Genomic DNA, 24,936 nt, shown 5'->3' with positions numbered 1-24,936 from the left:
GTCGTCCAGAGCGAGGTTTTTCTTTTAAACCATCAAGACCTTGTTCATAAAACCTTTTAACCCAGTCATTAACAATACGACGGCTAATATGAAGGTTTCTTGCGGTTTGTGAATTATTAGCCCCTCCTTTTATATGAGAAAGCGCCATCAAACGAACCCGCATTCGCCCATTAGTTTCTTTTGCTATAAGGGATTAAAAATCAATGGATTCAAGTGTGATCATAACTACTGATATTAATGTATGAAAAATAAAACTAATTAGATCACAAATTTAATCAAAATGGTATAAGCAGTACGAAGGTTTGGGGTGGTGAGTACCGATTTAAATGTTCAGGTTAGCAAAAGTCAGTACAAGGTTTAAATTCACGGTTTAATTCCTAATAATAATGCAAATGTAGCGGTAAATTGTCGTAATATAGACAAACTGAGTAACGTAACTATATGGAATTAATTTATGGCTGAATCTAGCAGCTCAAGCGCAACAGAGCAGATAAGTAAAACCTTAGACCCCGTCAATTTACTTAAAGATGAAATTGATCAAGTGGGTCGTATTTACAATATCATTGTTGAGTTTTTCACCAATTACAGTTTTCAATTAATTGGTGCGTTTATCATCTTCATTATTGGTTACATTTTTGCAGGTAAAATAGCGACTGTCGTGCTGAAATTATGTGAGCGACATAAGCTTGATGTCACCCTGAGTCGCTTTTTAGCGAACACCAGTAAAATGTTAATTGTAGTGATGATAACCATCATTTCTTTAGGGAAATTAGGCATTAGTGTTACGCCATTTATTGCCGCTATAGGTGCTATTTCATTAGGTGCTGGTTTAGCTCTGCAAGGCTTGCTAGCTAACTATGCGGCCGGTTTTAATATTATTATTATTCGTCCTTTTGTGGTGGGTGATACGATTACGGTGCGTGGTGTTACTGGGCTAGTTAAAGAAGTTTTACTGGCATACACGATTTTGTCAGATGAAGACAATGTTGAAATTACCATTCCGAATAAACATATCGTGGGTGAAATATTACATAATTCAAGCCATGACTCTTTGTTAGAGTTAAGTGTTGGCATTGATTATAGCGAAAACCCGTTAGCGGTGGTGGCGTTGCTTGAAGAGGTGATTGGACAGTTAGATATTGTCAGTAAAGCCCGTAAGCCTTTGATTGGTATAGATGCTTTTGCTGATAGTGCTATTAACATCGCGGTGCGCTTGTGGACCCCAACGGAAAATTTATACAGTGCTAAATATGAAGCGAATAAAGAAATTTATTTAGCGTTAGATAAAGCCAATATTAAAATTCCATTCCCGCAACGCGATGTTCATCTTATTAAGGATGTAGTGTGATTATGATGCCGTTTATACCGGCTTTATTATGGCGTTAAATAAGGCTAGGCTGGATCGATTTTTGGCACAATATTGTCAGGTTAATCGCAAAAGTGTGCGACTAATATTGGCGCAAAAGAGAGTATTGGTCAATGATATAGTCGCTCATGATATTGATGAAATTATTGATACTTTTAGCCATATCACCTTGGACGGTAAAGTGATCCAAGCTAATTGCGCCTATTATATTATGCTGAATAAGCCTGTGGGGGTTGTCAGTGCAACCCGCGATACAAAGCATAAAACAGTGCTTGATTTACTTGACTATCCGTTTAAAAATGAACTGCATATTGTCGGCCGACTTGATCTTAATACTTCTGGTTTGCTGTTAATGACCAATGATAGCCGTTGGTCAGAACGCTTAACTTTGCCTGAGAAAAAAATAACTAAACGTTATATAGTAACCTTGCAAAATAAACTTACCGCCGAATATATAGCCGCTTTTGCCGAAGGTATGTATTTTGCGTTTGAGGACATTATGACTCAGCCTGCAAAATTAACTATTATATCCGACTATCGGGCACAAGTTGAGATTATTGAAGGACGTTACCATCAAATTAAGCGCATGTTTGGTCGTTTTCGTAACCCAGTGATGGCTTTGCACCGGTGCTCAATTGGCAATTTGCAACTTGATCAGCACTTAGCTGTTGGGCTAAGCAGAAAGCTAACCGCGCTCGAGGTTAATAATATTAATAAATAAAACGCTTTTTAATGCCTAAATATTAAGGCGGAAAATCACTACAACAATCACAACAATCACAACAAACAATGCAAAAAACCATAAAAAATAATAATAAGGAATAAGAATGTTTAAGTATATTATGCTAATTATTGTACTGGCCTTAATCGTCAGTTTCTTTGTACGCAATAATGCTAATCGTGAAGTGGCAAAAGTTAATGCTGTGCTAGCGGCAGAGTTTTTAGAAAATAATAAACAAGTCACCGGTGTGATTGAAACAGCTTCTGGCTTGCAGTATCAGGTATTAACCTCAGGACAGGGTGACCTTCATCCCATGGCAAGCACAAAAGTAAAAGTGCATTATCACGGCACTTTACTTGATGGCACAGTTTTCGACAGTTCAGTTGAAAGAAATGAACCGATTAGTTTTGGCTTAAATCAAGTGATTAAAGGCTGGACAGAAGGTTTACAGCTAATGGTAGTGGGTGAGAAAACCCGTTTATTTATACCGGCAGAGCTAGGTTATGGTAATAGTGCGGCAGGTAAAATTCCGCCTGGCTCATTATTGATTTTCGATGTTGAATTACTGGCTATTGAGTAGAACACTTAACTCCCGCCTGATTCAATGACTGATATTAAATAACAAAAACAGTTTTAACAGCTTGTTAAGACTGTTGCCAACGCGCTACTAAAATAATGGTTATTGGCTTGAGTTAGTCCTTGCTTAACGCTTAACTTGATAGCATACCTACCAGCCACGGCTTGTCATGGCGCTTTATTTTACCTCACTCTTGGTTTTGCTTTGGCTTAAGGTTTTATAGCAAACGCCTACATCTAGCTATCCAAACTACTTCATAGCAGCGAATGCTGTATTCTCAAATGGCTTACTCTATTCTTCCCTAAAGGCCTCTGCTGAAAGATGGTGGCGATTAAGCAATTTGTAAAATTCGGTGCGATTTCTTTGTGCTATTTTTGCTGCTTTTGAAACATTCCCGGCCGTAATTTTTAACAGCTTGGCAAGGTAATCGCGTTCAAATTTATCTCTGGCTTGGACAAATGACGGTAAAATCGTGGTGTTATCGCGCAGTGCATTCTTTACCAACATTTCGCTGATTAATGGTTCAGTAGACAACGCAAGTGTTTGCTCAACAACATTTTGTAATTGTCTGATATTGCCTGGCCATGTTGCGCTGATCAACACTTCCATGGCTTCTTGCGAAAAACCAGTAATATTAATGTGTGACTGGTCTGCAGACTGACTTAAAAAATATTGTGCAAGTAATGGGATATCTTCTCGACGTTCAGACAAAGGTGGCAACTCTAACTCAACGACATTGAGTCGGTAATACAAGTCTTCACGAAATGTTTTGTCAATAATGGCTTGCTGTAAATTTTTATGGGTTGCTGAAATAATCCTAACATCAACTTTAATCGCTTGTGTGCTACCCACGGGGCGTATTTCTCGTTCTTGCAAGGTACGTAGTAGTTTTACCTGAAAACTCATGGGCATATCACCAATTTCATCCAAAAAGAGTGTACCGCCATCTGCTGCTTGAAATAAGCCAATATGATTTTTTTCCGCGCCGGTAAATGCGCCTTTGATATGACCAAATAATTCAGATTCTAGCAGCTGCTCTGGAATAGCAGCGCAGTTAATAGCGGTAAATGTTTGTTGGTGTCGAGGGCTTGCCAAATGAATCGCTTTTGCCAACAGCTCTTTGCCTGTGCCACTTTGGCTTTGAATAAGTAAACTAAAATCACTTCTTGCCACTTGCTTACTTTGCTGTAGAAGCGACTCCATAATAGTACTACGACTAATAATTTTATCACGCCATTGGTTATCAGCCTGGTTGTGGTTGAGTTCTGCCGGTTGCAGACGAATGGCTTGTTGTACTATTTCCAGTAGTTCTTTACTTTCAAAAGGCTTGGTGAGAAAACTAAAAACCCCTTGTTTAGTGGCATTGATTGCATCAGGAATAGTGCCGTGGGCAGTCATGATAATAACCGGAATATGGGGGTGCTTAGCTCTTATTTGTTCAAATAGTGCCATGCCGTCCATGCCTTCCATTTTAAGATCGCTGATCACTAATTGTGGATGAAAACTCTCGAGACGGCCTAGGGCTATTTTGGCATTTTTTGCTGACTCAACTTCATAGCCTGCTGCAGCCAAACGTATAGCAAGTAGTCGCAGCAAGCTAGGATCGTCATCAACGATTAGAATTTTATTGTCTGTTTTAACGGCAGCTGAATTAAGATTGGTCATGGGTTATTCTCGGTGCTTATCTATGGCTAAAATATATGGCTAAAAATAGAACTTAAATTGATCAATAATCGCTAGTGCACTTAATAGTGCCTTTAACTAGCAATTATTGATCTCTTTTATCAATAGCTTGTTCAATATTTTTTAATTGTTTAATGGTTTGTTCTAATAACTTCACTTGTTCGATTAAGGTTTCTTGCTGTTTTATTGCCTGCTGTCGTTGTGCTTGTTGAAGCTCTTGTTGCTGGGCGAGCAAGCGACTTCTCATCAGTAAACATTGATTTAATTGATCGCGTAATAAGGAAATAAAAGCCTGATCGCTTGGGTTGATATTAGCGAGTGCGGCATTTTCATCCTCACTGTTCAATTCATTTAACAATACTTTAGCGTTGAAAACATTGTAAATAGGTGACGTAGGTAGACTATAAAGTAGCAGGAGTTTTATTTGTGCGTCATAGTGCATCTGGCTGTTTTTTTTTGTTGGTTTTTCAAGTGTTTTTTGTTGCTTACTAACCTCATTGGTTAGTTGTTGTTGGTTAAGTTGTTGTAATATTAGGTAATACTCACCATAACTTGTGCTGCTATTATCGTGTTTGGTCATGAGTTGACAACCAGATAACAACAGTAACCCTATGCTTAGTACTTTCATTGCGGATGAAAATCGCTGTAAATGAGCCATTAAACGGATTCCTCTTGGCGAAAAGCGCGTGGTAAGGTGATTTTTACTTTAGTCCCTTGTTGGTCACTTTTTGCAGCCAAAAATTCAATATCGCCATTAAGGCGCAGTATGAGTTCTTTAACTATGGTGAGGCCGAGACCACTACCTTTGATTAAATTTTGCTCAGGTGGCGGACCTTGATAAAAAGCATCAAATATTTTGTCTTTATTTCCCTCAGCAATCCCCATGCCTTGATCGCTAATAAAGAGCTGCAAGTGGCCATCTACTAGTGCCGACGAAATATCTATCACGCCTTCATCCGGTGAATATTTTATCGCGTTGGACAAAATATTGTCGATAATAACCGCTACTTGTTTACGGTTACTAAAAAGAGCGATATCACTCAGCTTATTATTAAGGATAAGTTTTTTACGTTTTATAGCTAATTTTTGCTCTGCAATCACTTGATAGACTACCTCATTAATTTGTATCAATTTGGAATCTTGTAAACTGGTTGAGTCGAGGACAATATTGAAATCGAGTAAGTCTTCAATATGCTTTTGTAAGCGAAAGACGCTGTCTTTAATAATGTGAGAAATTTCTTGTTGCTCGGCATTGAGTTCACCAACACTATTATCATATAACAGCTCTGTGCCTTCTCTAATGGCTGCTAGGGGGGTTTTTAATTCATGTGATATATGGCGAATAAAGCTCGATTTTTGTAACTCTAATGCTTGTAAACGTGTACGCATGCTTTCCAGGGCTAGTGCTATTTCTTGAATTTCTGGCGAGCCTGTTACTTTGATCTCATGATCAAAATGCCCTTGTTGTAATTGAAAAATACTCTGGGTAAGCACTTTAAGTGGGCTAGTGATTAAGAAAATAAATACAGCCGCAATAAGTAGGCTAATAGGAATAATAACTAAACTCTGGATCATAATATCGCGAACAGCTTGCGCGGCCTGTTTAATATTTGTGATATGCAAGGTGTTAAGTTCACCACTTCGCTGAGTAATTTGCTCATAGGTCATATTTAGGGCACTAAATTTGACCTGTATTGGCTTGATGATTGTGCTGTCAGTAGGCGATTTTTGTACAGCTTCTGGCATGGTCTGTTCAATCAGTGCCGTAACAGTTTGGGCATATTCAGCGACCAATAGTTGTAATTTTTGGTCTTGGCTTGCCGCAATTAATTGTTGAGCTAAGTGTAATATTTGCTTGCACTGCTCATTATAACTGTTTGCTAAAGCTGGATCTCGCAGTACTAAATATTGCGCAGCACTGCGCTCTAGTTTGATTTGACTACTTTTCAGTAATTGTTGCTGATCCAATATCTCCGTAATACCGGTAATTGCACTGGCACTTTTTTTAGCAAGCGTATTGACTTGTGAGGCACCAAAAATTAAAGCAATGACCAGAGGTAAAGCGACTAAACCAAAGCCTAATAAGGTTAATGACTTTATTGATAAGCTTTTTATCGACAAATTTCTATTATGCGCTTTACTGGCGAGTGTGGTTGAATTGCTCACAATGTGTGCTTGGGCCTTTTTTCCTTATAAACATTTATATAGTGTTAGCTAAAAACGCAAAAAAAACAATGCTGTCTCAATACGGAGACAATAGTACTGACAGCTTTTTATTTTTTTAAACTCTTGTTTTTTATGTGTATTTTATAATTTAGCCAGTGCCATTCACTATATATAAATTATGGTGCAGACAAGTTGTTGCTAATTGGAGACATTGACTAGTTAAGCAGGTTATTTAAATATATAAAAATCAATGACCTATGTTTTGGCATGAGATGTGCTAAGTATCTATTGTAAGTGGCACGGGCCATGGTCGGCATATTTCTTGATGTGCTATTAATTAAAAGGATTCAGATATGAATAATATGAGCTTAAAAAAACTGTCTATCACTGTTGTTGTCGCATCACTGGCATCAAACCTTGCTTTTGCTAACAATGATGTTACTAAAACAACGCTTAAAGTGGCAGAGCCTACAGCCACTTTTTCTCAATTAGTCACAGATTATGATGTCGATAATAGTAATAGCTTAAGTGCAAATGAATTAGCTAAAAATGAGACATTAACAAAAGTTTTTGTTCAGCTCGATATTAATGGTGATACAGAAATTAATGAAGAAGAATTTAACCAATACCTAGCTAAGATGAAAAAGCATTTATTATAAAAAATAATTTTTGTCTGTTAATAGCTTTTTTTTTCGACTGTTAGTGTTTTCTTTAACCAAACAGTCGATCATTTTTACTGACTTTAAGGATTTCCCCACATGAAAAACCAGTCTTCTGAAGATAGTTTGTCCCGTTATGTTAAAATTGATAAATGGATTTTTGAAGTGAAATCGGTACGCGCAATACGCGTTGAGGATTTTGGTAAACCTTACACTGCTGTTGCCAATATTGCCTTAAATGGTGACAGCGCATATATTGATGGTCTGCTGACTCGTGAAGATGATGACTTCACACGTGAAGACTATCAAACCTTTGGGAAAATGAGTCAGCAATTAGGACTTGAAACCGTAAGTTTTGACCGTTTTAAGCAACAACGAAAATCTTCAGATACAGTTAAAGTGCCACCAATAAATTGTGTTAAACCCGAGTTAAAATTAGTTATAGTATAGTTATTGGCACTGATTGCGCTTAGCATGGTGCGTTAACATATATTAAAGGCTGTCTAATGAATTCGGTTAAAGTTAATAATACTTATATTACACCATCTAAAATTATTTGTGTTGGTCGAAATTATGCTCTACATATTAGCGAACTAGGTAATGAAGTTCCTGATGATATGGTGTTATTTATGAAACCTAATGCGGCTATTGGTGAGCAACTTTGCTCTTACCATCAAGAAACCTTGCATTATGAAGCTGAGCTTTGTTTTTTATATCAACAAGGTAAATTTTCTGCCCTTGCTATAGGTTTAGATTTGACTAAAAGAGCCTTGCAAACTCAGTTAAAAGCTAAAGGTTTGCCATGGGAGCGCGCTAAAGCCTTTACAGGTTCTGCACTATTTAGCGATTTTGTGACGATAGATGTTATTGATGAATGCCTATCGTTAGCGCTTTTGATCAATGGTGAATGCCGACAATCTGCTTCAATAGCGATGATGTTACATTCACCGCAAGCCATATTGGATGAAATTCGTTCTTTTATTACCCTAGAAGACGGCGATATTGTGATGACAGGCACACCTGCCGGTGTCGGTGAAGTGGTATCGGGTGATGTTTTTGAAGGGCGAATACTGCATCAAGATAAGGTCTTAGTGACTAAACAATGGCAAGCAACTTAGCTTGTAACCAATAATAATATCTCACGGGAATGAGTGTTTTAGGCTCATTCTATGCGATAATTGAGTAAATTAACTGTTTAAAACTCACTTTATGCAACGTATCACGCTTTATACCATGACTAATTGCCCACATTGCCAGACGGCAAAACGTTACCTTGAAGAAAAAAATATTGCGTTTCGTTTGTGCAATGTAAAGACGCCAGCAGGCCAGAAAGAGTTTGCCAAATTAAACTTACGTGGTGTGCCGGTATTAAAAGTCGGCAATCAAGTTCTTAAAGGCTTTAACGTTAAAAGCTTCAATGAGCTCTATCAAGGTAATTAATCCCCAACAGACCCATACTGAAACCACAAAAAGTACCTTTATTATCGTATTCTTAATCGACATTCTTAATCGACATTGAAAATAATCAAAAACATATCATCACTATGGCTCGCCCATTAGTGATGATGTTATTGAGAAGTTTGGAAAATTTTTTTGAGCATTTCTTCGCCAAAGTGATATTTTTGCTAGTATTAGCGTAGCCGTGTCTCTGTGTGCTACCCAGAAAAAATATTGTTGCAAGTACGAGTTTAACGTCAAAAGTCAGAGTTAAACAAAATCACAGTCAAACAAGGTCACAGTCAAACATTGTTGAGCAACTTATGGTCAACTCCTCACTCAAAAAATAGATAAATAACATTAATACCAATCTCACTAATTATCTGATCATTTTTACTGGTTAAAACAACCAACTACTGCGTTATTTATTTAATAATTAGAACAACTAGTTATTAAAATAAATGCCTTATATTTGGTCATTTTCCCTGCGTATAAAGTAGACCACCTAATTAATGAAATTGGTATAAGCTATTGTGACTGCTAGTCTCAAGATTGCGACATTTTTTTGTCTTGTCGTCCCAACCTGAAAATACTGCTCAGTTTTACCTCAATACTGGCCAAGCTTTATATCGAGCAAAATACCAGAATAACAATCAAGTTAAAGTTTTTTAATCCTAAATCATCATTACTACGTATAACTAAATTATTAGTCACTTAGCTATAATTTTTCCTATTATCCAAGTATATTCAAAATATCAACGTTCAAGTATTTATCCATTATGAATAGTTTAAATAGGCTCGCAGAAGCCATAATTTCTGGTCTGCAAGAATACATCAATAAACGCGGCTTTCGCGCATTAATACACTTTGAACTGGAAGGGTGTTATCAAAAGCCAAAAGATAAGCATATAGATTATAGGCAGGTGAATAGAAATTTATTAGCACTGGGTATTGATGGTGAAGTGGTTGCTGAGTATTGGAGTAATCAATGGGAGTATGTGTCGATTTTTAATGGTCAAAGTCCATTAAAAGAAGCACAAAACCTTAGTCGCGCTATTGAAATATTGCCGAAACTGTTCGCTGTTCAAGGCGCGACAAAAACACTTATTAAGCCTGTTATTTGGGCGGGTGACCATGGCAAGTTGGCTGCTGGTTGTGAAAGTATTTTTAGTGGCGATAACCGTGCGGTACATATCCCTAATGCGGTACAAATTAATGTTAGCGTACAAGATGTAAGTGGAAGAAACTTGCTGGTTTCTGGTGATTTTGGTGAATGTTTACAGCAACATTTTTTGCGTACAAGTTTAGCCTGCTGCTTAATTTATTTGCCAGAAGAAGAAGCTTTTGAGCGATTAGTATTAAAATCGAAATATGGCTTAGCACAAGAGCTGTGCTCCCCTGTTGATATTTCTGGCGGGCATCAAGGCAGTATTGCCTTGTACAGAGACATTGGTAAACACAATCAAAAAATGGGTGTTGAGCCACTATTATATGATGATAAAAACAAGGTCATCGTGAGTCAGAATAATTGGCATAAAACCGCAAGGATTGAACACAGGCTAGGTGCATCGAGTGAGCAGTACAATCCCTATTTGAATGTGATTTTTGCTTTGTTAAATGTTATTGAAGCTATTGATGATATGAAAAATGGTTACCCAGTGCAGAGTGAAACGTATGGCCAATTACCAAGTTCGTTACATGATCAAGCCAACAGTGTTGGAGCTATTACCTTATTTGCCAATAATGATTGGTTTAACCAAAGCATAGACAAAGCGCTCAGCGGCACAGGCAGTTATGGCGAAAAAACAACAGAGTTAAGTATGGGGCAATTATTGCAACATGGTTATTTAAAACAATTTCAACCGCCAAGTATCATTATTTAAAGCATAAGCTTTGAAATACTACGTCGGACTACAAACATATTTAGCGAAGAATTAAATGATAAAACAATTAAATACCCCAACACTTGATGGCAACTCGACAGCAGAAAAGCGACAAGAGTTAACGGCATACTTTAAAAATACTTGGTCGACATATGAGTCATTATTCTCACTTATCAATCACGACCATGCCTATTTTTTAAGGCCAGAACGGTTACGCCACCCGTTAATTTTTTATTTTGGCCATACCGCAACTTTTTATGTCAATAAGCTGATACTGGGTAAATATATTAAACAGCGAGTCAATAGTCGTTTAGAAGCTATTTGCGCGGTCGGTGTTGATGAAATGAGTTGGGACGATCTTAATAGCGAACACTATGACTGGCCAAGTGTTGATGAAGTTCGAACTTATCGCCAGCAAGTTTACGATTTAGTACTCGATTTGATTGATAATATGGAGTTGAGTTTACCTATTACGCAAGACTCGTTAGCCTGGATGATATTGATGGGCTGCGAGCACGAACGTATTCATCTTGAAACGTCATCAGTGATTATGCGTATGTTGCCATTAAAGTGGTTAACAAGCCAAGAGCAATGGCAGCCGTGTTTACATTCATCAGTGGCACCTGAAAACCAATTAATACCGGTTAAGTCTCAACACTTGTCGTTAGGAAAAAAAGCAGATGACAAAACCTTTGGCTGGGATAATGAATATGGTCATCAAGACGTCGATGTTGAAAACTTCAGTGCCGCTAAATTTTTAGTATCCAATGATGAATTCATGGCCTTTGTTGTCGCCGGTGGCTATCGCTCAGAGCAGTTTTGGTGCGAAGAAGGACAAGCATGGCTGGAATTTACTCAAGCTGAAATGCCGAGGTTTTGGCGTTATAGCAATGGCGAATATGCTCAGCGTAACTTAACAAGTGAAATGCCTTTGCCATTAGATTGGCCAGTAGAAGTTAATTACTTAGAAGCAAAAGCGTTTTGCCAGTGGCGACAGAAAACGACCACAGGTTTTATTCGTTTACCTACGGAAGCCCAGTGGTATTGTCTTCGTGAGCATGTTGCTGGTGACCAACACCAGTGGCCCGAGGTGCCAGGTAATATTGATTTAGCTTATCAAGCCTCATCATGCCCAGTTAACCGACATCAGCAGGGTGAATTTTTTGATGTTATTGGTAATACTTGGCAGTGGACTGAATCAGCCATTGACGGCTTTGCTGGCTTTAATGTTCACCCTTTATACGACGACTTTTCGACACCGACTTTCGACGGCAAGCATAACTTAATTAAAGGCGGGTCTTGGATCTCTACGGGCAATGAAACTTTAGCCTCTTCACGCTATGCCTTTCGTCGACATTTTTATCAGCATGCAGGCTTTCGCTATGTGGTTAGTGAGCATGCAGAAAAACCACCGGCAGCGGTGAATAAATATGAAACAAGTAAAGATATTTGCCAGCAGCTTGAATGTTATTTCGGCGCTAATGTGCTTGGCCATGAAAATTATGGTCAACAAATAGCACAACAGGTAGAGCGTTTTATCGCCGCTGAAAATATTGCGACTGAGCGTTTACTTAACTTAGGCTGTAGTGTTGGGCGAGTAGCCTTTGAACTGAGTCGATCTTTTCAACATATTGATGCGGTAGACTTCTCTGCGCGCACCATTCAATATGGTGTGCAATTACAAACCGGTGCTAGTGTCCGTTATACCCATACGATTGAAGGAGATATCTGCGAGTATAATGAAATTACCCTAGCGGAAAAGGTCAAACAGGCTAATAATGATCGGATATTGTTCAGTCAGGCAGACGGTTGTAATCTCAAAGATAACTTTAAGCACTATGATGTTATTTTGATTCAAAATGCTTTGGAGCAGAGTTACGATCCTAAGCGTTTATTGGCTAATGCCGTAAGCCGTTTAAACCCTTCAGGGTTACTGATTATTATTTCGGATTACCATTATCAGTTACAGACAACAGATAAAGCTAAATGGCTAAGTGGCGTGAAAGTTAATGGTGAAAACTTATCAGGTATTGATGCCTTAACCAGTGAGCTCAATGATGAGTTTGACCTTGTAGCGACCAAAGAATTGCCGCGCGTTGTCGCAGACTCTGCGCGTAATTTCAATGTATCTCACTGTCAGCTCAGCGTTTGGCGAGCAAAATAGCTTGCTTATTTATAGCCGTATTTACATAAGCATTTACATAAAGAAGAATAGCTAACCTATGCCAACTTACTCACTGCCTAAACATATTGCTTATAGTCAAAGTCTTGCGGGTTATATACAGCATAATTTAAGTGATTCAACCGCACAGGCTTTGACATTAGCTCAGTTGTGTCAGCTTGGCACTGCAGGTTTAGGCGCTAGCAGTTTAGGTACTGATAATCTAACTATAAGCGCTGTTGAAACAGACCCTATTGGCGCAACACTTTTAAGCTACTCGCCTGTTCAAGGTGATGAGGTGTTGCGGCAAGAAATCGTTAAGTTTCACCAAGGTTTAAACTGCCATAGCCGATTAATAACGGCCGATAGCGCAGTGACATTTTGCGGCGCGCAGGAAGCCCTTTCAGCCATTTATCAAGCTGTGTTAAGTGCCGGTGATGAAATAGTTGTCATGACACCCAGTTATCCGTCTTTGGTCAGTATGGCCAAGTCGATGGGCGTTATCGTTAGAGAAATAGCACTTTGCGCTGACAACCATTGGCAAGCCAATATTGACGATTTTAAGCAAGTGATGAATAAAAAAACCCAGCTTATTGTGCTGAATTCACCACATAACCCAACGGGTAGTGTTATCGACAGTGAACTTGCTGAGCAAATACTGCAACTGGCGCAGCATTATCAGTGTTACTTGTTAAGTGATGATGTTTCACAAGCTAGCAATTACTATGATTTAGCTCTAGCTCATGGTTATTTAGACTACCCAAAAAGTATTGTGGTGGGTGTGATGTCTAAAAGCTTAGGATTGGCTGGCGTTCGTATTGGTTGGGCGGTAACGCCTGATAAGACATTACTGCAAAGTTTAATGGCAATTAAAGCTGTTCATTCTATTTGCTGCTCGAAAATTGATGAAAAATTAGCGCTGCTGGCATTGCAAAATAGCCAAGAAATTTTAACCCGCAATAATCAGCTTATTGCCGACAATATAGCGCTTTTTTCGGCACTTGTTGCCCGACACCCAGAAAAATTACATTGGCATCAGCCTCAGGCAGGTATCCTCACACTAGTTGAGGTTAAAAATATCGACTCAATAATATCCTGGTCACATAAACTTGCCAAGCAAAGCGGTATATTAGCGCTGCCAAGTGAGCTTTTTGGACTTTCAGGTAATTATTTTCGCTTAGGTTTAGGCCAAAAGAGCTTAGCTAACACACTAGAAATATTTGAAGATTATTTACTAACAACAAGTATCGATAGCGCTTAACAGCTAACAGCTAACAGCTAACAGCTTATAACTGTCAGCTGTTACTTTTTAGTTCGTTAAAGTACGTAAAAAAACATCATAAAAAAGTGGCACAAAGCGGCTAAAAATACAAAAACATGCCAAATAGCATGACTATATTGCTTGTCTTTTCTGACGTAAAAAATAGTACCCAAGCCATAAATAATACCACCCAAAGCCAGTAAAATCATACCTTCATAGGCAAGTTTAGCATTGAGTTTATGTATAAAGGTTAGGGAAATTAAACCCAAACCTAAATAGGTTGATAGCGATAACTTTTTATATTTGTTACCAAACTTAATTTTAAAAGCGATACCTAAAATGGCTAACCCCCAAATAATAGCCAACATTAGCGGGCCAATGTCATCAGCTAATGTAACTAGCATCAGCGGGGTATATGTGCCGGCAATCAATAAATAAATCGCACAATGATCGAGTAGCTTAAAAACTCTTTTTGCCTTTTCATGTAATAGCGCATGATAAAGTGTTGAGGCACTAAACAGTAAAACCAGACTAGCGCCATAAATACTAAAACTGAAGACTTTAACCATGTCAGTTTGTATCCAGGCTAAGGTGACTAAAAGTGTTAAGCCGGCCACACTAAGCAATGCTGCCAGTCCGTGACTAACTGCATTGACAATTTCTTCCACTAAGCCGTAATCTTGAGTTTGCACGTTATAATATATTCCCATTTCAGTGTACACGCGTACGCTGATTATAATAGCAAAGCACGGATCTAAATACTAGAGGTCTGACCTTTAAGCTTATGCACATGTACAAAAGCTCACATGGTTTCATCATTGTTGAGTAATACCACTTTCATTAAATTTGTGATCTTGTTGTGCGCAGAGAAAATGCATCTGGGCAAGACGTTTGATTGAGCAATAGCTGGCTATTGTGATTGAGAGCACCGTAGCCTTGGTGTATTTTAACCAGCACAAGTGGGCAATAACTTAATGAAATTGGTATAATAAAGGCGGAGAAAAGTGACTTGAAAAAGGTGGCTAAGAAAGCGCGTTTGAATAATTTTTTTTAGAAAAAAATTGTGTCAATAACAGCACAAGCACTATCCATAAACGGGTAGCAAAGGGTTGAAAATTCAGTACTATGTTTTAAAGATAAGTTATATTTTTTATTTATATCTTTAAAATCAATAGGTTAAAGGTTAGTCGTCAAGACGATAAAAGTGCGCTTATATAGCGAGCGATATACAAGCGCAAATAAGCACTATAGTGCTAGATCGATAACCATTTCACGTAACTCATCTTTGGAAATTGAGTTGTCATGATTTTTATCAAAGCGATTGAATATGGTTTCACACATACGAATGCCTTTATCTTGTAGCAAGCAGTCAATTAATTCGACAAACTCACTTCGATTGATAACACCGTCTTTATCTTCATCAAACAATTCAAATAATTCATCTACCCACTGATTTAATTCCATCAGTCATCCTCTTATCTGGCGAATAATACTTACAATAGACTTTATCGTTATTTTAGGACTATGTGAATGATTAATTCTGTTATTTCGTGCAATCGTGTGTTTTTGCCACATAAGGCTATTTTTATAGAGCAAAGGGCATTGCTGATATCGAATAGCATGATGATCGCTCTTTAGCATGATAAATATCACAGCAAGTCATGTTACTTTTCAATTAACTATTTTTACTTTATTTAGCGCTTAGCAACTTGGTTATGTGTTAACTTCTTAGCGGCTCTATCTCGCGGTAGTCGGTCGTGTTAGCCATTAAACATAGTTTGAATGAAATTTTTAAAAAAAAAGATGTAATAGAATCGCCAATGATAAGACTATGCAGTCAAGGTTTTAAAGGGAAGATAAAATGAAAATAAATTGGAAAGGTTTATTGAGTGCAAGTTTACTCATTGCAATAACCAACAGCAGTTGGGCTGAGAATAATGTAAAACAGCCATTAACATTAACAAGCTGTTATATAGAGGGTATTAGACAACAAGTACAGTGCGGCACTTTAGTTACACCAGAGAATTATGAAAAACCAGATGGCGTAAAAATTGATATAAATTTTGTGCTGTTACCGGCAATAGATAATAGTCAAGAAAAACACCCGCTAATGTTTCTGGCCGGTGGCCCGGGTCAAGCCGCAACTGAGCTGGCTAGCCATATTTTTCGCGGCTTTAACGAGATTAGAAAAACCCGCGATTTAATTCTTATTGACCAACGCGGCACAGGCCAGTCACACCCTCTGCAATGTACAGACTCACTAGAGCTTGATCCCTACACCAGTATACCTGAAGATTTTGCCCTTACTGATATTGAGCAATGTCTAGCGCAGCTTACGGGAGATTTAAGCCAATATAACTCAGAAAATTCGATTCGAGATTTTGAGGCGGTGCGAGCGGCGTTAGGTCATCAACAAGTACATATTTACGGTGGCTCTTATGGCACCCGTGCCGGTTTGGTTTATATGCGTATGTTCCCAAATTCGTTAAAAAGTGTGGTACTTGACAGTGTTGGCCCAATCGAAGTGCCTATTGGCTTATTTGGTAAAAGCGCAGAGCAGTCCTTTATTAAGCTGGTTGAAAACTGTCAGAACGAACTAAGTTGTGCGGCACAATACCCAGAATTGGCAAATGAGTTTGCCGCCATCACCAATAAATTATCGCAAGCACAGGTGACGGTAGAAATTGACCATCCAAGATTAGGTACTAATACCGCCTTTATCATTAGTAATGATAAATTCATTTCAACCATACAAATGCAACTTTACTCGATGGAAACACGCAGCCTAGTGCCGCTGTTAATTCATCAAGCCTATTTAGGTAACTATAAGCCATTGGCGGGTGTTATTGCTCAAAGTGAAGGTGGCATGGGTATTTATATAGCTTTGCATTTTAATATTGTTTGCAATGAAGACTATCCCAGAATATCTGCCGGTATGAAAGCTGACGATGCCGACAATAGTTTCGCTAAAGGCATGAGCTTAACTATGATTGGAAAAGTGTGTGCTGTTTGGCCAAGCTATCAACCGAGCGACGATTTTTATCAAACGGTTAGTGCGGATATTCCAACCCTGATCATGTCAGGTGCATTAGACCCGGTCACGCCGGCCAGTAATGGCGAAAAGTCTGACGCGCATTTACCCAATAGTCATCATATTATTGCCAAAAACAACGCGCATATCGTTGCCTCAACAGCTTGTGGTATTAAAATCGTTAATCAATTTTTAGAGCAACAAACGCCAAAGGAACTTGATGAGTCATGTCTTGAAGAAATTCCTGATGAGTCATTTATGGTCGGGCTAAACGGTGGTGGTGTACCTCAAGTAACCTCTAACGCTATGCCAACAAAAGCAAAGGAATAAATCATGATTGAAGTTAATAATTTACATAAAAGTTTTGTCAGCAAGAAAAATACCGTTAAAGCGCTAGACGGCCTATCATTTATCGCAAAAGATGGTGAAATTACCGGCATATTAGGCCCTAACGGAGCGGGCAAAACTACCTGTTTACGTACGCTTTATGGTTTACTTCGTGCCGATGAAGGTTATGCGACCATTGATGGTATTAAAGTAACAGAAGAGCCAATTAAAGCTAGAAAACTATTAGGCATATTTCCCGATAAATTTGGCTTGTATGAGCGCTTAACCGCTTATGAACAAATTGATTATTTTGCCAGTATTCATGGCATGCAAGGCGCAAAAAAGCATGCCGCCATTGAGCAAATTCTATCTGATTTAGAAATGAGTGAATTAGCGCATCGTAAAACGGTGGGGTTTTCACAAGGTCAGCGCATGAAAGTGACCTTGGCTCAGGCGTTAGTTCATCAACCAAAAAATTTTGTACTTGATGAACCCACCCGTGGTTTAGATGTGATGAGTACGCGCGTGTTGCGTAACCACTTAGCTAAATTCAAAGCCAAAGGTCACTGCATTTTATTCTCCTCACATGTTATGCAAGAAGTTGCTGCCTTATGCGATCGCGTGATCATTGTTTCAAACGGTAAGTTAGCGGCCCAAGGTACACCACAAGAGTTGTGTGATTTAGCCGGAGAAAGTTTATTGGAAGAAGCCTTCGTGAAACTCATAGGCTCTGATGAAGGAGTCGCCGCATGATGCAATTAAAAGCCTTAATGGTAAAAGAATTTAAAGAAGCTTTTCGCGACCGGCGCGCATTAATGGTCGCGATGAGCATGGCTTTATTGATGCCGGTCATGATCATGGTCATGTTAAAAGTCGCGATTAAAGAAGCGGTCGACAACCCGCCAGTTTATGTAAAATATAGTGGCGAGCAGCATGCACCAAAACTGATTAACGCCCTAAAAGACGAGAATATTTTATCTTTTGCTGATGTACCTGCAGATGAAGAGCGTAATTGGAATGAGCGTAATATTGAACTCAGCATTCCTGAGACATTCATTGCGGATATGGCAGCAGGTAAGCCGATTGAATTAACTTTGCGCGCTGATTATAACGAGAAATCGTTAACGTCACCTATTCGCCGAATTAAAGCCGTTATTAGCGAACACTCGTTAACTATTGGTTACAAACGGCTATTAGTGCGCGGTATAGACACTAAATTATTGCAACCCATTAAACTGCTTGAGCAAGACACCTCACTGCCGAGTAGCAATGCGGTGATGATCTCACTTATTTTAGGGGTTTATTTAATGATGGCGGCGTTTATGTCGGGTTTACCCGTGGCGATTGATTCGAGCGCAGGTGAACGAGAGCGTAATGTTTTAGAAATGCTGCTGTGTCAGCCGGTAAGTACCTTGAAAATAGTGCTGGCGAAGTTGAGTTGTGCCAGCTCTATTTCAATTATCTCCATTATATTAATGCTGGTGTTGACCTCAGTGGCGATGAACTTTGTTGACCTAACTAAAATAGGGGCAACCTTTAGTATTGACGCCAGTACCTTTGTTATATTGTTGTTGTTATTGGTACCTATTTGCTTTCTCGCCGCGGCACTACAGCTATTATTCGCCTTTCAGGCCAAGAGCTTTAAAGAAGCACAATCAACCGTGACCATGTTGATTATGGTGCCTAGTTTTATTCCTTTTGCTTTAATGATGATGGACGATAAGCCTGCTTGGATCGATTGGATGCCAATCTCTGGTCAGTCATTGTTGATGGAAGATGTGTTTAAAGGCTTAGCTATTGATTGGAGTGCCTTGCTATTTACCAGTGCAGCCACTATCGCGTTAACGGTAGTCTTGGTGTTAATTTTGGCGAAACGATTGACCTCTGAAAAAGTGGTGATGTCGTTAAGTTAGTCACAATAAGTTAGTAACAGATAGAGCCGTTCCATAACAAGATAAAGCTCGAAGTGGAACGGCTATGGTTAAGCGGGTATAAAAAGCATCAGGTAAGTGGCATTAGTTAGCAAATAAAAGCCAGTGTAAAGTGGCTAAATAAAAGGGCTGTCCACTTAGCCCGACCAACCACTACATGTTGTGGTTCCTTTCTTTTGTCCTTTAGGTTTTGTTTGTGCGCAAAGAAGAAGTTAGGATTTAGAATTGTGAGTGTTTGCATAGGTCAACATTACACTCGTTAGTTGACCTAAGCAGGTCGATAGCCAACCTAATAATAATTCGCATAGTGGACGTTACCAAAATCGGTTTGAGACTCACTTCATGATCAAAAAAGCAAAATACAGTTAGAGAATTAGAACAAAATCTATGACTGCTGCAAGCTCATTGCTGCCGGTGAGATTTCATATTTGAAAGCGAGCTATTACCACAAAAAGATCTTTGTTCTTTGGAATATCCAACTTACCACATGCTTGCTAAGATACAAATATTAGCATTTTAGACATTCAATATTAATGTAGTCTGGGCGGTTCAATTAATCTATTACTACCTCCGGCTTTTAAGGGCGTGTTATTGCCTTACGTTTGGATTGTTACATTTAATACAATAAATACTGGTTGACTCTCACCCTAGGTCATAGTTGAACATTGGCAATGTAGGACGAAGTTACAAAACATCACAACTTTAATGGGTAGAAATAATATGGTTGATGCCAAAATATATAGTGTAAGTCAGTTAAGCAAGTTGGCTGATGTTAGCGTAAAAACCTTACATTATTATGATCATAAGGGGTTGCTGGTACCAATGCGTCAACCTGATAACGGCTATCGAACATATGGTCAAAAGCACTTAGTTATTTTACAGCAAATTTTAATCTACCGTGCCTTGGACTTTAGTATTGAAGACATTAAGAATTTACTCAACGCTAAAGGTCAAGACTTACATCAAGTCCTATCTGAACAAAGAGTGATGTTAGTAGAACGTCAACAATCAATTTCTTTAATGATTAACAGTATTGAGGCGACTATGAATAATTTACAAGCGAAGAAAAATTTGGATATCTTTTTTCAAGACATCCCTAAAGATAAAGTAGAGCGATGGGATGCTATGACTCGCTCTCGGGTAGGGGAAGAAAAGGTTCAAGAAAGTGTACAAAATTTTGCTAAATTAAGTGAGGAGGATGCACAGGAACTACAAGAAGAGAGTCTTGAAATCACAAAAGCTTTTGCAAAGACAATCGGTCAACCGATAGATAGTAAAGAAGTGCAAGAGTTGACTGACAAACACTATAAAAGTATCAATCATATGTCGAGCCTTATAGTTGAAGATTTTACGGGCATTAGTTTTGACAGCTATATACAAATGGCCAACAGTGTGGATATGTCAGAAATGAACGAACTTTGTGAGCATTATGGGGAAGGTTATGCTGAACATGCCCGTGCAGCAATGATTTATTATGCGGAACGTAATTTAAAGGGAAATAAGTAGGTGGATATATTAAACAAAGTATTAATAAGTGAAAACTATGCCTTTATAGCGCTTGTGTTAGTCGGAGTATTTATTCTTTGGTTTCTCCCTGCGATGCTTGCATTAATCTTTAATCGGAAGCAATTTAAGCTGATAGTGTTGGCCTGTATTCCAGCAGGTTTATCTTTCATTGCTTGGGGAGGCGTTTTGGTATGGGCAATAAGTGGTAAAACCATTGCTAAATATACTTCCAAAGTGGAAGCTGAAAATTAAAAAATAGCGAAATGTCCCGCTGTGGATTGCAAGTATTAAAGCGTCAACTATCACCACAAAATTTTAATAAAGTTAAACTGCTCTTTTTTAGCTCTTGAAGTTAGGTTTATTCAACATACAGTGTGCTTATTTTCCTGATTGTGGATCAGCCTGATTATGGGGGGTGATAGCAAAAATATCTATTTATTGGATATGAGCAGAAGTATTGATTTTGTTAGTACTAAATGATGAACGACCGCTGTGGTGGCTCAGGAGCCAGTCAAAGTGGTTTGGTTGCTATGGCTCACAGCTCACAGCAGACGGTAGCCTGTGAGTTACTAACGGTGATTTTTCGCCTAAATGATTTGTGTTTAATATTGTAAGTGCTATCTTATTTAATATTAAAAATTGACAGGGATATAGTCATGATCAAGGTGGTTTTATTTATATTATCAATGATATTGGTTAATAAAACGTTAGCGGGAACAGTATATAAATGTACTGTTGATGGGGTAATTAAATATAGCCAAATGCCTTGCGGCGATGGCGAACCTGAGAAGGTAATAATATTAGATGTAATGTCTAATTCTATCAAGTCACCCCAAAAGCAACCTCAATCCACTACCAGTAATAATGACTACATTATCAAATCACATATTATCAGCAATAAGATAAAACGCTCTGAAGCTAATATTAAGAAATACCAAAAGAAAATGGTAAGAGAATTAAATGTGCTTAAGGCTCGCACTTACAGTGCTAACAATAACTTAGCTGGAGCTATTTACCAAGATGCCTTGAGTACTGAGATGCTTGCGGTAACAAATAAATATCAGTCATTAATAGATACTTCAACTACCAATATCAATAAATTAAAGTCAAAAATAAATGATTTAAAAAAATAATTATTATCTTATTTTAACATTTACTAGCGCTGTTATTGAGATTGAAAATACAACACCAAAAAATATATATGACCGCTATGGTGGCTTAGTTCGCATTCAGACTTAACGGGGTATTGGCAAAAAGTTATCATCAAGAAACGGATTTTTTCATCTATGGAGAACGTACGCTATCAGGAAGTTGCTAGCGTAATGGTTTTATTCATCCATGTCCGCTGCAGATCAAAACATACAAAAATTTTCAGTATAAATTCTCAAATGTGGCCAGCCTGTGTGAAAACTATTTCGAACTTGCGTAATTGGATAATATCAACGTAAAAAGGCTCCATAGATTAAATTTTGTAGTACGTTTGAGGTAAAGCCAGCTGTTAATTCATGTAGCATCGCATAAAAATCTTACTCTGAGAGTTTTCACACAGCCTGTGGCATAAGTGATCGACGAGGTTAAATCTAGTAAACACAATATGTAGTGGTCAGTTGGGCTAAGTGGATAACCCTTCTAAAGAGCCATTGAGTTATTTATTTAGTAAGCAAGCAAGGCATATTGATTCATTGTCTTGGTAGGGTTAACCAGCATTAAAGACGGCTACATCCTATGAGCAATAGCTTTGAAACCAACTCTGCGATTCAAAACAAGCCGCTTCAATAAATCGTGTTAACTATACGCGCGCATTACTCAGCTTTTGCGCCAACTCAAGGGGTAACGCTTTATTGGCCTTAAATGTTTGAGTCATGCTTGCGTTTATTATTCGAGTTTGGGCTTAGGTGGATAATAGCGCCTTGCCACCAGGGTAAGCGCAGGGTCGAGTTAACACAACTAAGTATTGTTAATGTCGAATAATTTACAAGTTATTTTTATTTATTTGTATTTAATTCGGGTATAGCCATGGATTAGTGAATTAAATTTATTGTTTTTGCACTTTTAAAGCAGTATATTAGTTTCAACTATTTGTTGATGTTAGTACTAAAAACTTTTACAGCTAACTGCAAAGTATATTCGATTGCAAAATGAACTAAGAGAGCACGGTTTTATCGTGTACAAGCTCAGCAAGTTCAGGCAAAATATGCCGCAATTAATTTAGAACTAAAGCCAACCCCCAGTATTGCCAATGGCAGACTATTTGAGGATATAACATGTTTACACGTGATATGAATATTGCTGATTTTGATCCAGAACTTTATCAAGCAATGAGTAACGAAGTTGTTCGTCAAGAAGAACACATTGAACTCATCGCTTCGGAAAACTACTGTAGTCCACGTGTACTCGAAGCTCAAGGTTCACAACTGACGAATAAATACGCCGAAGGTTACCCAGGTAAGCGTTATTACGGTGGTTGTGAGTATGTTGATATTGCCGAGCAACTGGCTATTGATCGCGCAAAAGAATTATTTGGCGCCACTTATGCTAACGTGCAGCCACATGCCGGTTCACAAGCAAACGCTGCTGTTTTCCAAGCCTTAGTTTCTCCAGGTGGCAAAGTATTAGGTATGAGTTTAGCGCATGGCGGTCACTTAACGCATGGTTCACACGTAAACTTTTCGGGTAAGTCATATGAAGCTTTTCAATACGGTTTGCACCCTGAAACCGGTGATATTGATTATGTTGAATTAGAACGTTTAGCACTAGAGCATAAACCAGAGATGATCATTGGTGGTTTCTCAGCCTTTTCTGGTGTGGTTGATTGGGCTCGTATGCGTGAAATCGCCGATAAAGTCGGTGCTTACTTTTTCGTTGATATGGCTCACGTTGCCGGTTTAGTTGCTGCGGGTTTATACCCTAACCCAGTGCCACATGCCCATGTTGTAACGACAACAACTCACAAAACATTAGCAGGCCCACGTGGCGGCTTAATTGTTTCGGGTTGTGATGACGAAGCAGTTTATAAAAAATTGAACAGCGCGGTATTTCCTGGTGGTCAAGGTGGACCATTAATGCATGTTATTGCCGCAAAAGCCGTAGCATTTAAAGAAGCATTAGCGCCAGAGTTTAAAGTCTATCAGCAAAACGTGTTAGATAATGCTAAAGCTATGGTGGCGGTATTACAAGAACGTGGTTATAAAGTTGTCTCTAATGGCACAGATAACCATTTATTATTGCTTGATTTAATTGATAAAGATATTACGGGTAAAGATGCTGATGCCGCATTAGGTCGTGCTCATATCACAGTGAATAAAAACTCTGTACCTAATGATCCACGTTCACCTTTTGTGACTTCTGGCCTACGTTTAGGTACACCAGCTATTACTCGTCGTGGTTTTGGCGTTGAAGAAACCAAAACAACTACAGGTTGGATTTGTGATATTTTAGATGATATCAACAACGAAGCCGTGATCGCTAAAGTTCAAGCCGGCGTTAGTGAGCTTTGTGCTCGCTTCCCGGTTTATAAGTAATTATATTTAGCTTTTAAATAATCGTGTTATTTCCTGATTACACTTAAAATGGCCACCTTAGTGGCCATTTTTTTTAACTGTTTTTTATTGGGCTAGTACTCGTTTGCCATTAATCGCAAACTATTTGGCTTAATGCAGTGTTTTCAATTAACATACCAAGATTAAATTGCTCATGACCTGTTAACTTTGGAACTCATCCATGTATTGCCCCTTTTGTTCAGCCAACGAGACTAAAGTTATCGATTCACGTTTAGTGTCAGATGGTCACCAAGTCCGTCGTCGTCGTGAATGTTTAGCGTGCCATGAAAGATATACCACCTTTGAAAGTGCTGAGTTAGTGATGCCACGCATTATTAAGCGTGATGGTTCTCGCGAACCTTTTAACGAAGATAAAATGCGTAACGGTTTATTACGTGCATTAGAAAAAAGGCCGGTCAGCACCGAACAAATAGAGTTGTCGATTAATAAACTCAAATCACAACTTAGAGCAACAGGCGAGCGCGAAGTGTCAAGTGAAATGCTGGGTACCATTATTATGGAACAGCTAAAGGTGTTAGATAAAGTTGCTTATATTCGCTTTGCTTCAGTGTATCGCTCGTTTGAAGATATTAAAGAGTTTGGTGAAGAAATTGCCCGTTTAGGTGATGAATAAATAATTAGTTCGATCGGCATATAGCTTAAGCGCCATCATAGTTTAATTTTGAGT

The 24,936-nt window shown here is 38.5% G+C and carries 24 protein-coding genes; 18 read left to right on the top strand and 6 right to left on the bottom strand.

Going from position 1 to position 24,936, the window contains the following annotated elements; all coding sequences use genetic code 11:
* A partial coding sequence (locus tag H4J41_RS17805) for a helix-turn-helix domain-containing protein (RefSeq protein WP_182182384.1) occupies positions 1 to 163 on the bottom strand: 163 nt, incomplete at its 3' end.
* A gap of 291 nt (positions 164 to 454) precedes the next feature.
* Between H4J41_RS17805 and H4J41_RS04325 the strand changes: the two genes are divergently transcribed.
* The 3 genes from H4J41_RS04325 to H4J41_RS04315 all read left to right on the top strand — a co-directional run bounded on the left by H4J41_RS04325 (position 455) and on the right by H4J41_RS04315 (position 2,667).
* The gene (locus H4J41_RS04325) at positions 455 to 1,348 is read left to right on the top strand and encodes a mechanosensitive ion channel family protein (protein WP_182136073.1); all 894 of its coding nucleotides are present in this window, start codon (positions 455 to 457) and stop codon (positions 1,346 to 1,348) included.
* A gap of 28 nt (positions 1,349 to 1,376) precedes the next feature.
* The gene (locus H4J41_RS04320) at positions 1,377 to 2,087 is read left to right on the top strand and encodes a pseudouridine synthase (RefSeq protein WP_182136072.1); all 711 of its coding nucleotides are present in this window, start codon (positions 1,377 to 1,379) and stop codon (positions 2,085 to 2,087) included.
* 106 nt (positions 2,088 to 2,193) lie between these two features.
* Entirely contained in the window at positions 2,194 to 2,667 is a 474-nt protein-coding gene (locus tag H4J41_RS04315) for an FKBP-type peptidyl-prolyl cis-trans isomerase (protein ID WP_182136071.1), read from the top strand.
* Between the two features lie 288 nt (positions 2,668 to 2,955).
* On the opposite strand, the gene H4J41_RS04310 is transcribed toward H4J41_RS04315, so the two are convergent.
* The 3 genes from H4J41_RS04310 to H4J41_RS17710 form a co-directional block, all read right to left on the bottom strand.
* Positions 2,956 to 4,329, bottom strand: a complete 1,374-nt coding sequence (locus tag H4J41_RS04310; protein WP_182136070.1) for a sigma 54-interacting transcriptional regulator — start codon at positions 4,327 to 4,329, stop codon at positions 2,956 to 2,958.
* 103 nt (positions 4,330 to 4,432) lie between these two features.
* Positions 4,433 to 5,005 carry a hypothetical protein gene (locus H4J41_RS04305; RefSeq protein ID WP_182136069.1) on the bottom strand — a complete coding sequence of 191 codons (573 nt, stop codon included), beginning with the start codon at positions 5,003 to 5,005 and terminating at the stop codon, positions 4,433 to 4,435.
* Positions 5,005 to 6,513: a HAMP domain-containing sensor histidine kinase gene (locus tag H4J41_RS17710; protein WP_182136068.1), complete on the bottom strand. Its 1,509-nt coding sequence runs from the start codon at positions 6,511 to 6,513 to the stop codon at positions 5,005 to 5,007. The genes H4J41_RS04305 and H4J41_RS17710 overlap by 1 nt, the downstream gene beginning before the upstream one ends.
* Positions 6,514 to 6,866: 353 nt before the next feature.
* Between H4J41_RS17710 and H4J41_RS04295 the strand changes: the two genes are divergently transcribed.
* From H4J41_RS04295 to H4J41_RS04265, 7 genes are all read left to right on the top strand, one after another.
* Positions 6,867 to 7,172, top strand: coding sequence for a hypothetical protein (locus tag H4J41_RS04295; RefSeq protein ID WP_182136067.1), 306 nt, complete (start codon positions 6,867 to 6,869; stop codon positions 7,170 to 7,172).
* 99 nt (positions 7,173 to 7,271) lie between these two features.
* Complete coding sequence (locus H4J41_RS04290; protein ID WP_182136066.1) at positions 7,272 to 7,622, top strand: hypothetical protein; 351 nt, start codon at positions 7,272 to 7,274, stop codon at positions 7,620 to 7,622.
* Positions 7,623 to 7,678: 56 nt separating this feature from the next.
* Positions 7,679 to 8,290, top strand: coding sequence for a fumarylacetoacetate hydrolase family protein (locus H4J41_RS04285; RefSeq protein WP_182136065.1), 612 nt, complete (start codon positions 7,679 to 7,681; stop codon positions 8,288 to 8,290).
* A 91-nt stretch (positions 8,291 to 8,381) separates the two neighbouring features.
* Positions 8,382 to 8,612, top strand: coding sequence for a glutaredoxin family protein (locus tag H4J41_RS04280; RefSeq protein WP_182136064.1), 231 nt, complete (start codon positions 8,382 to 8,384; stop codon positions 8,610 to 8,612).
* A 776-nt stretch (positions 8,613 to 9,388) separates the two neighbouring features.
* On the top strand, positions 9,389 to 10,492 hold the full coding sequence (locus H4J41_RS04275) for a hypothetical protein (RefSeq protein WP_182136063.1): 1,104 nt from the start codon (positions 9,389 to 9,391) through the stop codon (positions 10,490 to 10,492).
* 55 nt (positions 10,493 to 10,547) lie between these two features.
* A complete protein-coding gene (gene ovoA / locus H4J41_RS04270) occupies positions 10,548 to 12,656 on the top strand; it encodes a 5-histidylcysteine sulfoxide synthase (protein WP_182136062.1) in 2,109 nt (702 codons plus the stop codon).
* Between the two features lie 58 nt (positions 12,657 to 12,714).
* A complete protein-coding gene (locus H4J41_RS04265) occupies positions 12,715 to 13,914 on the top strand; it encodes a pyridoxal phosphate-dependent aminotransferase (protein ID WP_182136061.1) in 1,200 nt (399 codons plus the stop codon).
* Positions 13,915 to 13,970: 56 nt separating this feature from the next.
* On the opposite strand, the gene H4J41_RS04260 is transcribed toward H4J41_RS04265, so the two are convergent.
* Entirely contained in the window at positions 13,971 to 14,606 is a 636-nt protein-coding gene (locus H4J41_RS04260; protein WP_220460951.1) for a hemolysin III family protein, read from the bottom strand.
* 553 nt (positions 14,607 to 15,159) lie between these two features.
* On the bottom strand, positions 15,160 to 15,378 hold the full coding sequence (locus H4J41_RS04255; protein WP_182136059.1) for an EF-hand domain-containing protein: 219 nt from the start codon (positions 15,376 to 15,378) through the stop codon (positions 15,160 to 15,162).
* 397 nt (positions 15,379 to 15,775) lie between these two features.
* On the opposite strand from H4J41_RS04255, the gene H4J41_RS04250 reads away from it, so the two are divergent.
* From H4J41_RS04250 to nrdR, 8 genes are all read left to right on the top strand, one after another.
* Positions 15,776 to 17,275 carry an alpha/beta fold hydrolase gene (locus H4J41_RS04250; RefSeq protein WP_182136058.1) on the top strand — a complete coding sequence of 500 codons (1,500 nt, stop codon included), beginning with the start codon at positions 15,776 to 15,778 and terminating at the stop codon, positions 17,273 to 17,275.
* Between the two features lie 3 nt (positions 17,276 to 17,278).
* The gene (locus tag H4J41_RS04245; protein ID WP_182136057.1) at positions 17,279 to 18,025 is read left to right on the top strand and encodes an ATP-binding cassette domain-containing protein; all 747 of its coding nucleotides are present in this window, start codon (positions 17,279 to 17,281) and stop codon (positions 18,023 to 18,025) included.
* Complete coding sequence (locus H4J41_RS04240; RefSeq protein ID WP_182136056.1) at positions 18,022 to 19,185, top strand: ABC transporter permease; 1,164 nt, start codon at positions 18,022 to 18,024, stop codon at positions 19,183 to 19,185. The genes H4J41_RS04245 and H4J41_RS04240 overlap by 4 nt, the downstream gene beginning before the upstream one ends.
* 738 nt (positions 19,186 to 19,923) lie before the next feature.
* Positions 19,924 to 20,709 (top strand): MerR family transcriptional regulator, encoded by a 786-nt coding sequence (locus H4J41_RS04235; RefSeq protein ID WP_182136055.1) that lies wholly within the window; start codon positions 19,924 to 19,926, stop codon positions 20,707 to 20,709.
* Entirely contained in the window at positions 20,710 to 20,961 is a 252-nt protein-coding gene (locus tag H4J41_RS17480) for a superinfection immunity protein (protein WP_182136054.1), read from the top strand. It begins immediately after the preceding gene.
* Positions 20,962 to 21,365: 404 nt separating this feature from the next.
* The gene (locus H4J41_RS04225; protein ID WP_182136053.1) at positions 21,366 to 21,842 is read left to right on the top strand and encodes a DUF4124 domain-containing protein; all 477 of its coding nucleotides are present in this window, start codon (positions 21,366 to 21,368) and stop codon (positions 21,840 to 21,842) included.
* Positions 21,843 to 22,973: 1,131 nt separating this feature from the next.
* A complete protein-coding gene (glyA, locus tag H4J41_RS04220) occupies positions 22,974 to 24,230 on the top strand; it encodes a serine hydroxymethyltransferase (RefSeq protein ID WP_182136052.1) in 1,257 nt (418 codons plus the stop codon).
* A gap of 199 nt (positions 24,231 to 24,429) precedes the next feature.
* The gene (nrdR, locus tag H4J41_RS04215; protein ID WP_182136051.1) at positions 24,430 to 24,882 is read left to right on the top strand and encodes a transcriptional regulator NrdR; all 453 of its coding nucleotides are present in this window, start codon (positions 24,430 to 24,432) and stop codon (positions 24,880 to 24,882) included.
* Positions 24,883 to 24,936 lie beyond the last annotated feature (54 nt).

The sequence above is a fragment of the Colwellia sp. MB3u-45 genome (genome assembly GCF_014077005.1).
In the GTDB taxonomy this organism is placed as follows: Bacteria; Pseudomonadota; Gammaproteobacteria; order Enterobacterales; family Alteromonadaceae; genus Cognaticolwellia.
This window is presented reverse-complemented; position numbering and strand designations above follow the sequence as displayed.